The organism is Methylobacterium amylolyticum, assembly GCF_030700245.1.
Lineage (GTDB): Bacteria > Pseudomonadota > Alphaproteobacteria > Rhizobiales > Beijerinckiaceae > Methylobacterium.
On sequence record NZ_JAUYZI010000060.1, the window covers coordinates 20,097 to 29,109 of the forward strand.

At 68.0% G+C, this 9,013-nt stretch carries 8 protein-coding genes; all 8 read left to right on the forward strand.

Features of this window, described 5'->3' with window-relative positions; genetic code table 11:
* The first annotated feature begins 39 nt into the window (after nucleotides 1–39).
* Nucleotides 40–3,915, forward strand: a complete 3,876-nt coding sequence (locus Q8W71_RS27895) for a tetratricopeptide repeat protein (RefSeq protein WP_305528667.1) — start codon at nucleotides 40–42, stop codon at nucleotides 3,913–3,915.
* 14 nt (nucleotides 3,916–3,929) lie between these two features.
* Nucleotides 3,930–4,409, forward strand: coding sequence for an OmpA family protein (locus Q8W71_RS27900; protein ID WP_305528668.1), 480 nt, complete (start codon nucleotides 3,930–3,932; stop codon nucleotides 4,407–4,409).
* A gap of 79 nt (nucleotides 4,410–4,488) precedes the next feature.
* The gene (locus tag Q8W71_RS27905; RefSeq protein WP_305528669.1) at nucleotides 4,489–5,181 is read left to right on the forward strand and encodes a M23 family metallopeptidase; all 693 of its coding nucleotides are present in this window, start codon (nucleotides 4,489–4,491) and stop codon (nucleotides 5,179–5,181) included.
* Nucleotides 5,182–5,323: 142 nt separating this feature from the next.
* Nucleotides 5,324–5,818 carry a cache domain-containing protein gene (locus Q8W71_RS27910; protein WP_305528670.1) on the forward strand — a complete coding sequence of 165 codons (495 nt, stop codon included), beginning with the start codon at nucleotides 5,324–5,326 and terminating at the stop codon, nucleotides 5,816–5,818.
* 258 nt (nucleotides 5,819–6,076) lie between these two features.
* A complete protein-coding gene (locus Q8W71_RS27915; protein WP_305528671.1) occupies nucleotides 6,077–6,796 on the forward strand; it encodes a hypothetical protein in 720 nt (239 codons plus the stop codon).
* Between the two features lie 91 nt (nucleotides 6,797–6,887).
* The gene (locus Q8W71_RS27920; protein ID WP_305528672.1) at nucleotides 6,888–7,106 is read left to right on the forward strand and encodes a helix-turn-helix domain-containing protein; all 219 of its coding nucleotides are present in this window, start codon (nucleotides 6,888–6,890) and stop codon (nucleotides 7,104–7,106) included.
* Nucleotides 7,107–7,367: 261 nt separating this feature from the next.
* Nucleotides 7,368–8,546 carry a hypothetical protein gene (locus Q8W71_RS27925; protein ID WP_305528673.1) on the forward strand — a complete coding sequence of 393 codons (1,179 nt, stop codon included), beginning with the start codon at nucleotides 7,368–7,370 and terminating at the stop codon, nucleotides 8,544–8,546.
* 77 nt (nucleotides 8,547–8,623) lie between these two features.
* On the forward strand, nucleotides 8,624–9,013 hold a 390-nt coding region (locus Q8W71_RS27930), incomplete at its 3' end, for a transposase (RefSeq protein ID WP_459251762.1).

A 9,013-nucleotide genomic window follows, 5' to 3' on the forward strand; every position in this document is an offset into this window, starting at 1 on the left:
CCGCCCCGCCGAGACGCCGCAGGATCCCGGGAACCCCGCATGGCCGTACCGCACGCCCACCGCCTCCGGGCGACGTCCCCGCGCCGGCTCCGGTCCGCCGCGCTCGCCGGCCTCCTGACCGTCCTGTCGGCGGCCGCGAAGGCCCAGGAGATCCGGTGCGACGAGCCGCCGGCCCCCGACTGGCAGGTGCACACCGCGTCCGTAAACGTGACCTGGGGCGAACCGCAGCCGCTCGTGCCCATCCCCAACCTGTATGCGTGGGAGAAGGCGACGCTCACCGTGTCCGACGCGGCCAACGTCAACAGGGAAATCTACGAGGAGCGCAAGTGCAACTGGTTCGGGATCAATTGCTGGTACGAGAAGCGCGTCAGGAACAACCCGGTCACGGCCGCGCAGCTGAAGTTCACCTACTCCGTCGCGCGATCCGACCAGCCGTTCGAGCCCAGGCATCCGCAGGACAGCAAGCCCGTCGGCACCGTCGACGACGATCCGGTCGTGGGCGACGATGCCAAGGACGGGGACAAGGATGACGGGCTCTGGCGCGACACCGGCATCACCGGCAGTCGCACGCCGCGCGGCGTCATCGGGCTCAACGACAGCAGCATCAACCGCACGTCGTGCGACGGCGAGCCGCGAGTCTGCAGCGTCGGCGCCTACACGGTCAAGTTCAAGATCGACAGCGGGCCGCGGGCGTACCGTCTGGTGTCCGAACTCTCGGCGCGGCCCTACGCCTACGACGACCTGATGAGCCCCGACGTCCTAAACCTCAACCTCCGCCAGTCGGGGCCGAACGTCCGGGCGTGCGCCGCGAAGGCGCTGTACGGCCAAGCCACCACCTACCACGGGCCGGGATCCGGATCGACGCCGGCCGAACGCCAGAAGATCCTCCAGGAGGCGCTGAAGCTCAATCCGACGGACACGTCCATCCGGACCGCGCTCGGGAACACCTACCTGGAGACCGGGCAGTTCGACGACGCCCGCAAGGCAACGACCGGCGTCATCAGCGACATCGAGAAGAAGCGGCGGGTGGGCGCCGCCGACGCGGTCGACTACGACAACCTCGCGGCGAGCTACGCAAGCCTCGCGGAGACGAGCTGGAGCGAGACGGCCGGAAACTCCACGGGCTCGGCCACCGAGGCGGCCGGGGCGCTCCGGCTGTCCATCGAGCGCCTCGACGAGCGCCTGAAGCGGTTTCCCCTGACGGGCGCAGTCGCGGCGCGCGGGCACCTGGTCGATAACTCGATCCGGCTCGCTCAGATCCTCGCGCGGCTGGGCACGGCGCAGGACATGGTGGAGGCCGTGTCGGTGATCGCGACGGCGCGGGACCGGCTGCCCAGGCGCCTCCCCGGCGTCCCTCTGGAGAGCGACGCGACCGGTGGCGTGGCCGCCTTCTCCCGCCCCGACGTTCCGCTCTTCTCCAATCGGGCCTGGAAGCTCGACGTGTCGACCCTCGCGGTCGGCGACGACTGGGTGCTGACGCCTTTCGGCACCGATCCGTCCGGGATGACCTCGGGCACGGGCGCGGCACAGGTGGCGGTCTACCGCCGGGGCGGCGCCCGGCCGGACGTCCGGGCCCTGCAGACCATGCTGGCCTCCGGACGCGCCATGAACCTCGCCGAGGCGAGCGACGCCTGTCCGCTGCAGGCCGCGGTGCTCACCGAGGCGTCGGGCCTGGCCGCCGTGCGGGACGGGGACGGGACGGACCGCCTCGCGTTACTGCCGGGCCTCGGCAAGACGGTCGAGGGCCGCCTCGGCGCCCTCGCCGTCGCGCGAGGCGGGGGCGACCGCGTCGCCACCCTGGCGTGGCGCGAGGACGAAGACGCGGAGGGGGGCCCGGGATGGTACCTCGTCGACTACAGGGCGGATCTCACCGACCGGCGCGCGTTGGGCGTCGTCAAGGACGTCAAGGAGAAGGTGCCCACGTTGCGCGCGGCCCCGGGCGGCCAGCTCTATGCCGTGGGGCTTCGATCGCCGGGCGACGGTTCCACAAGCTGGAGGATCCTGGGCGCGACGAAGGGGGCTGAGGGGCGCAGCATCAGGTGCGTGGTGGGCGACAAGGGCGCGGTGCGGATCGACGACGTCGCCTTCATGGGATCGGCGGTCGCTCCGGAGGGCATCACGGTCGTCGGCCTAGGCCCCGAATGCGTCGCGCATTCCGGGAATGTCGTCCTCAAGGATGCCGGCGAGAAGGATGCCGGCGAGATCGTCCTCAAGGCCCCCGAGGGCGACACCGGCCGCCTCGAGGCTGCGAAGGTGCTGGCCGGGCGGACGAGCGCCTTCGCCTGGGTCACGAAGCCCGGAGAGCCGGTCGCGATCACGAGTTGGGAACCCAACTCGAGGGGGAGCCCGGTCTCCAGCACGTACAAGCTTCACGTCATGCGTTGGACCTTCGGCGCCTCCGAGCAGTCCCCGACCCGCAGTCCCCTGTACCAGGCGGACGTCGCGGCCTGGGCGACGCCGGGCGACGCGCCGTCGTGCGCAGGAGACGTACCCGGAAGCATCGTCCCGGCGGAACGCTTCCGCATCACGGGCCTCTCGATCGCGTCGGCTCCGTCCGCGAACGGTCAGATCGTGGATCGGCCGGTGATCAGCGCGGTGGCGGCCGGCATCTACGGTGCCATCGCCTTGCGGGCCAACGACCGGACCGCCGGACCGCTTGCGGCGGCACCCGACGCCGGAGCGGCCGCGGCGGCCCGCCCGGGGCGCGCCAGCCAGTCCGGACGCCTCGCCGTCTCGGCGCGGTGCAACGCGGGCAGCCTGCGTGACTTCCAGATCGGGGAGGAGACCCGCGTGTATGCCATCCGCCGATCCGATTCGGCGGTGGTCCGGCTCCGTAGGGAAACGCGGGACCGGTGCGAAGGCCCATCGCTGCCGATGACGCAGGCGGGCGCCGGCCGCCGCGTTTACGCCGCCCCGACCGGCGCCACGGACGACGCGCTCCTTCAGGTCGTCGACCTGAAGTCCGACGGCGAGGTCGTCGGTCTGACGCTGGCTAAGCTTCCACCGGATGCTGAGCACAGGGACGAGCCGCAGCCGAAGGTCGACATCCCCGTCACCTGCAACTTGACGGCCGGGGTCAGGTCGGGGACCTGCGACGCGGCGGCGCTCGTCGCGGCGCTGAACGGGGGGGCGGACGCGCGCGTCACGGCCTTGTTGCGCGACACGACGACCGATCCCGGGCTGGCCATCAAAGAGCCAGCGCCGAGCGTGACGAACGAGTCCGTCCAGCGGGCGACGCACCTGATTTTCACGGGGAAGACCGAGGACGGGGTCGACCGCGTCGCCGCCGTCCCGTTCCCGCTCTCGAAGGATCCGACGATCCACGCCTTCAAGATTCCGCTCGGGGCGGAGCCGGCGGCCGTGCTTGAGGACGAGGCCGGCCCGCTCCTGGTGACGCATCGTTCCGGCGCGACGACCTTGACGGCGTTCGACAAATCCGGCTCGGAACGGGGCAAGGTCGATCTCGAAGAAGGCTTCCTCGATCCGGACCGGTCGAAGCGGCTCGTCACGCGCGACCGCATCGTGCTCGTGGCACAGGGCACCGGTGGTCAGGCCGCGCGCCTCAAAGTTCTGATCGTGAAGGGCGGCCGGTTGGCGGCCGCGGATTGCGCCGACTGCACCCTCCAGTCCGACGCGGCTATCCTGGCGCTCCATCGGCCGCTACAGATCGGTCCTTGGCTGAATCCGGAGGGGCGCCTTGAGCGCTTCTTGGCCGATGCGCAGCTGCGCCGGATCGTCGTGGCGAAGCTAGGGGACGACCTCGGCTGGAAAGGCTGGACGAGCCTGTCCCTCGACGGCGTCGGCGGTCTGGATCTCGCCTCCGCCGGGGCGGGCGCGCCGATCCTCATCGACGGCGGGTCCGCCCTGATCGTCCCGCAGATCGGGACGGTCGAACAATGGATGACCAAGCCGTGAGGGGGCTCGTTCCGATGGCCGCCACCCTCGTCCTCACAGGCCTACTCGGCGGTCCAGCCTGCACGCAGAGCGGTCCGGAGCCGCCGAAGCACCGCCTGTTCCTCGTCTTCTTCACGGGCGGCGGCGGCGCGGTGCCGGCCCGTTTTGATCCCGATCTGCGGGAGGCGGCCTGCTACATGGCGCCCGGAGCGGCCGTGCGGATCAGAGGCTACGCCGACCGTACCGGCGCACCGGACGACAATTTACGCCTGTCGGAATTGAGGGCGACGAACGTCGCGAACGCGATCGGCCGCTACGGGGTCTCATGTGACAGATTGGAGGATCGGAAGGGGTTGGGCGAGGAGAACGGGCCGAACCAGTCCGGGAACGGCCCGTATTCCCGGCGCGTGGAGGTCTACGTCGCGGGAACGTTGCCGACCGGCGCCGCGCTCGCGGCCTGCATGGCGCGGCCCGCCCCTACTCCGGTCCCATCCCCGTGCATCCCGCCGCGATGAGACGGGTGCCGGTGCGCGAACCATCGTCGCCGACCGGACGCACCGCATACCGGACGTTGGATTTGGAGGACACACACCCATGCTGAAACGCCGCTTCGCCCTCATGACCGCTGCGTCGTTCCTGCTTTCCGCCGGAGTGGCTCTCGCTCGTAGCTGCACAGGCGTGGAGGAGATCGGCCGGTACAAGAACCGCTTCGCCTGCCCAGTCAACGGCGGGGCGACAGTCAGGCCCCCCGACGCCTGTGCGCCCAAAGGCGGGGGTTCGTTCCAAGCCGGGCGGGCCGGCAACCACTTTCATAACGCTCTGGACATGAACGCCCCGGAGAAGACCGCCGTCCTCGCGACGAAACCGGGCAAAGTCGCGATCGCCCGAGCCAATTGGCAACCGACCGGCATGGGCTCCGCCGTCATCATCGACCACGAGGACGGGGACTATTCCATCTATGGTCATCTCGATCAGGTGAAGGTCACGGAGGGCGCCTGCGTGAAGCCGGGAGACGTCGTCGGCACCGTGGGCTTCACGGGCAACGCATCGTGCCTCGTGGAGAAGGGTCTCGGCGCCCACCTGCACTTCGCGATCATTCGGGCCGCCGCGATCGGACTCGCTGATCCGGACAAGCTGGTTCGCGGGGAGGCGCCCATCGCCAAAGCCGTTAAGAACGGGAATGATTGGCTCGAGTTGGGAAAAGAAGTTTTTCCGGGAGACATTCTTGATCTCGGCATCAAGGACCCCGAGCCCATCCTCAAGAATGTTGCGGGCTGTTTGAGATAAATGGCTTTTTCTAATTCTTTTGCTACTCAGACTCGAACGGATTGTTTTCGGCTAATCCAGATCGAAGCATGAACGCTACGTTCTGGTGCTGAATAGGATAATCATAGTTTCGAGAACGACACGGGCTGGTGCCGAAATTTAAATGCCAGCCTTCAAATGGGGCTTCACGATGATCTGGAAGATAACGACGCTCCTTTCAGTCGGTGTGTGGGCCACGGTCCTCGCAGCCACGTCCACCATCGCCGCAGATTTTGCGCCCAGGGACGAGGCCGTCGCGATGGTGAAGAGGGCGGTCGTCTTCATCCAAGAGCAGGGTGAGGCCAAGGCCTACGCCGAGTTCAGCCGCAAGGGCGGCCAGTTCCACGACCGCGATCTATATATCACCGTGCTCGGCCTCGACGGAAAGGTCCTAGCCCACGGGCAACGGGCCGACTTCGTCGGCCAAAACCTGATCGATGCGAAGGATCCGGACGGAAAGCTGTTCATCAAGGAACGCAGCGATCTGGCGCTGCATCATGCATCGTTCTGGCAGCGCTATAAATTCTCGAATCCCACGACCCAGAGGGTAGAGGCGAAGGACATGTACTGCGAGCGTCTCGGTGAGACGAACGTGTGCGGTGGCGTGTACGGGTCATGACAGAACAGCAGCATTGTCGGGGGAGGTGGGTCTGATCGGCGTGCGCTTGAGCGCGCAAATATGCCTTCCGTGCAGCCCTCGATATTCTGCACGAGCGACGGACGGAATCGCGCAGACCCCATACGTTGGGGGGAATGAACCCGCTAATATGGCATCCACGGCGCTGTACGCGACATACCCAGGGCCCCGCCTTAACTATTCACGCGGCTTGAAGCCCATCTGGGCAGCATATCTGATAGTGTTCAGCCCACGACGCGAATGAACGAGAAACTCAGCCTATTCGGCGTCGTGTCAAGTGCGGTGTCTGCCATGAGCCAAGTTAAGAAGTCGCGCAAGCCGATGATCGACGTTGATGGGTTGCCGAAGGAGATCCCTGGCTACATGCGGGCCGACGCCGGCAAAGGTACTGAGACAATCTCAACCCGCGATTGCGCCTGGATCGGGAGAGATGGCGAGCTTTATGACGTTCCTCTGAGCACCTTCAACCTGGAGGCCACACCGCTTGACCGAGCCGTCGCGATCGCCAGGGTTCATGGGGCGGCGCGAAGCAAGCACGTGGCGGTGAGCGGAATAGTGCCGAAGTTGCGGATGGATTGGGACGCCCACAAGCGCGGTCCGAAGCAACACATCGATGATTATTTGGTCTGCAGGATCGCCATGGCGTACCACGAGGCGTTCTTTAGCGATGCGTCGAAGTACCCCGAGTTGGATCCGATCATCACCGCGGTCGTCGCCGCGCACGCGCCGAAATCCGGCCCCGAGCGCTATAGCGATGACGCGCTGCTGGTACGGCTGAGGCGCAAGTTCAACAGGCGGAAGGACGACCTGCTCAGTGCGGTGGGTGCCGAGGACCAGCCGGAGCGCGGGCCGGCCCTGGCCCGCGCCCGCCGGGAACTCGACGAACTGGAGCAGCGGGAAATCGAGATTGACCGGTCGCGCCTCGACCCCGCGCTCGGTCGGCGGCGGCAGCTAGCGTGAACTGATACGACTTGGAACGGGCTCGAATTACGTCAATTCCAGTCCTTGCCTCGACCTGAAAGGGTTAGGGATGCCGGAACGGAGGCATCCGATGAAGACCAACGTGAAGAGAAGTCAGACCGCCGTAGCTGAAGATCCGCGGTTCTGTACCGTGCCGCAGGCGGCGCGCGCTACCGGGGTTCCCGAATACAAGATCAGGCGCGCAGTCAAGCACGGAACGATCCCGAGCTACGGAATGCTAGACCGACGACGCTACGTGCTCGTCGCCGACATCCGCGCGGCGATGACGGCCGCGAACGCCTCGGGCTGAAACTCCCACCACGCGACCGCCCCGCGTCGCGCGTCAACGCGTCCGCGCTGCGGCTCCCCGCCCAACCGCTCCCATTCAGCTCGCGGCCTCAGGCCGCTGGAAGGTACTGCCATGTCTGGTAAGCATAAGATCGCGCAGGCTGTCGCCCCGCGCAAGCCCACGGCCCTGTTCAACGTCGGCCCGGTCGAGTTCCTTCGGGCCGTCCATGGCGACGAGTTCACCGGCGTCCAGGCGCTCTTCATCCTGCCCGCGAAGCGGACCGTGTTCTTCGCCTCCGCCCAGTGGAACGCGCTCGGCGCGGAGGTCGAGCATCTCAAGCGCGAGAACGACCTCTACGGCGTGATCGGCACTCAGCAGAAGCGGCTCCCGTCCCGGTCTCGGGGCGGCATCGCAACGGTCCGGCAGGTGTCCGGGCTCATCGTTGACGTCGACTTCGCCTCGATGAAGGACACGAAGAAGCGGTACATCGCGGATGCGGCGGCCGCAGCCGCGATCCGCCAGGCCCTGCCGCTGCCCCCGTCGGCGGTCGTCGCGACCGGCAATGGCGAGCACTGGCACTGGTTCCTCGACCAGCCCATGGTGATCGAGAATCAGGACGAGTTGGACGCGGCCAAGCGGACCACGGCCGAGTTCAGTCGCCGCATGCAGGCGGTCTTCCGCGAGCACGGTGCCGAGATCGACGCTGTCGGCGACATCACCCGGGCGTTCCGACTCCCGGGGACATTCAACCGCAAGGGGGGCGAGACGAAACCGGTCGTGCTTCTCGCGTTCGACCCGGCTCAGCGTTACCGCCGCGCCCAGGTCGAGCAGTTCATCGCGACGGCGGCCCCCGCGCCGCATCCGGCCGCCAAAAAGCGGCCCAGCGACGGCTTTGGGCGGGCCGATCACGGGGTGATCCGGCGCGGGTGCGCCTGGTACGAGACCATGACCGGCGATGGGGCGGCCACCGCGTCCGAGCCCGAGTGGTTCGCCGCGGCCAGCATCACGGCGTGTTGCCGCGACGGCGAGGAGGTCTTCCACGCCTACAGCGCCGCCCACCCCGGATACGACCGGGGCGAGGCGCAGAAAAAGTTCGAGATCGCCCGCCGTAACGACGCGCCGCGCACCTGCCACTCGATCGAGGCCGACCTCGGCCACGGGGGGTGCCTCGCGTGCCCGTACCACGGCAGGGTCAAGTCACCCGTCCAGATCGGCTCCGGCCGTCGGAGATACGATCCCGGCGACGAGGGACCCATCCCGCTCGGCTATACCCGGGACGGCTACTTCGCGCTGCGCGACCCCGTCCGCAACATCATCCTCTCGGCCAGCGCCCAGCAGTTCCTCTCGGGCCAGTGGCTTCAGGGCGTCGCTCCATCCGAGTTCTGGGGGCGGCAGTTCAGGAGTGAGGGCAGGCCCCAGCCCTTTCAAGGTGTTTGCGCTGGCCCCAAGTCCTTGCGATGACGGGCACATCGGACGGATTGGGGCCACTCTGGGGCGCTGTTCTGGAGCGGTTCGAGCAGCAGGCGCCGGCCAGCGTGATGGCGCGCACGCTGCTGGAACAGGCGTTTCCGGCGCCCTGGCTCGACGCGGTGTTCGCGCAGCATCGCGGCCGCCAGTACGAGCGCACCTTGCTGTTCTCGACGGTGGTCGAGCTGATGATGCGTGTGGCGGTGGGGTTGCAGCCTTCGCTGCACGCGGCAGCCCGGCAGGCGGAGCCTCTGCCGGTGTCGCTGACGGCGCTGTACGACAAGCTCAAGCGCACCGATCCGGACCTGCTGGGGGCGCTGGTGCGCGCGAGCGCCGAGCGGCTCGGCCCGGTGCTGCCGGCGCTGGGTCCGAGCCCGGTGCGGCTGCCGGGCTACGCGATCCGGATCCTCGACGGCAACCACCTGCCGGCCAGCCAGAAGCGCCTGAAGGCCCTGCGCGGC

Excerpts from the sequence above, each read along its gene's own strand:
- Q8W71_RS27920 (WP_305528672.1), top strand. The coding sequence starts at position 6,888 with ATGAAGACCAACGTGAAGAGAAGTCAGACCGCCGTAGCTGAAGATCCG.
- Q8W71_RS27900 (WP_305528668.1), top strand. The coding sequence starts at position 3,930 with ATGGCCGCCACCCTCGTCCTCACAGGCCTACTCGGCGGTCCAGCCTGC.
- Q8W71_RS27905 (WP_305528669.1), top strand. The coding sequence starts at position 4,489 with ATGCTGAAACGCCGCTTCGCCCTCATGACCGCTGCGTCGTTCCTGCTT.
- Q8W71_RS27910 (WP_305528670.1), top strand. The coding sequence starts at position 5,324 with ATGCCAGCCTTCAAATGGGGCTTCACGATGATCTGGAAGATAACGACG.
- Q8W71_RS27915 (WP_305528671.1), top strand. The coding sequence starts at position 6,077 with ATGAACGAGAAACTCAGCCTATTCGGCGTCGTGTCAAGTGCGGTGTCT.
- Q8W71_RS27895 (WP_305528667.1), top strand. The coding sequence starts at position 40 with ATGGCCGTACCGCACGCCCACCGCCTCCGGGCGACGTCCCCGCGCCGG.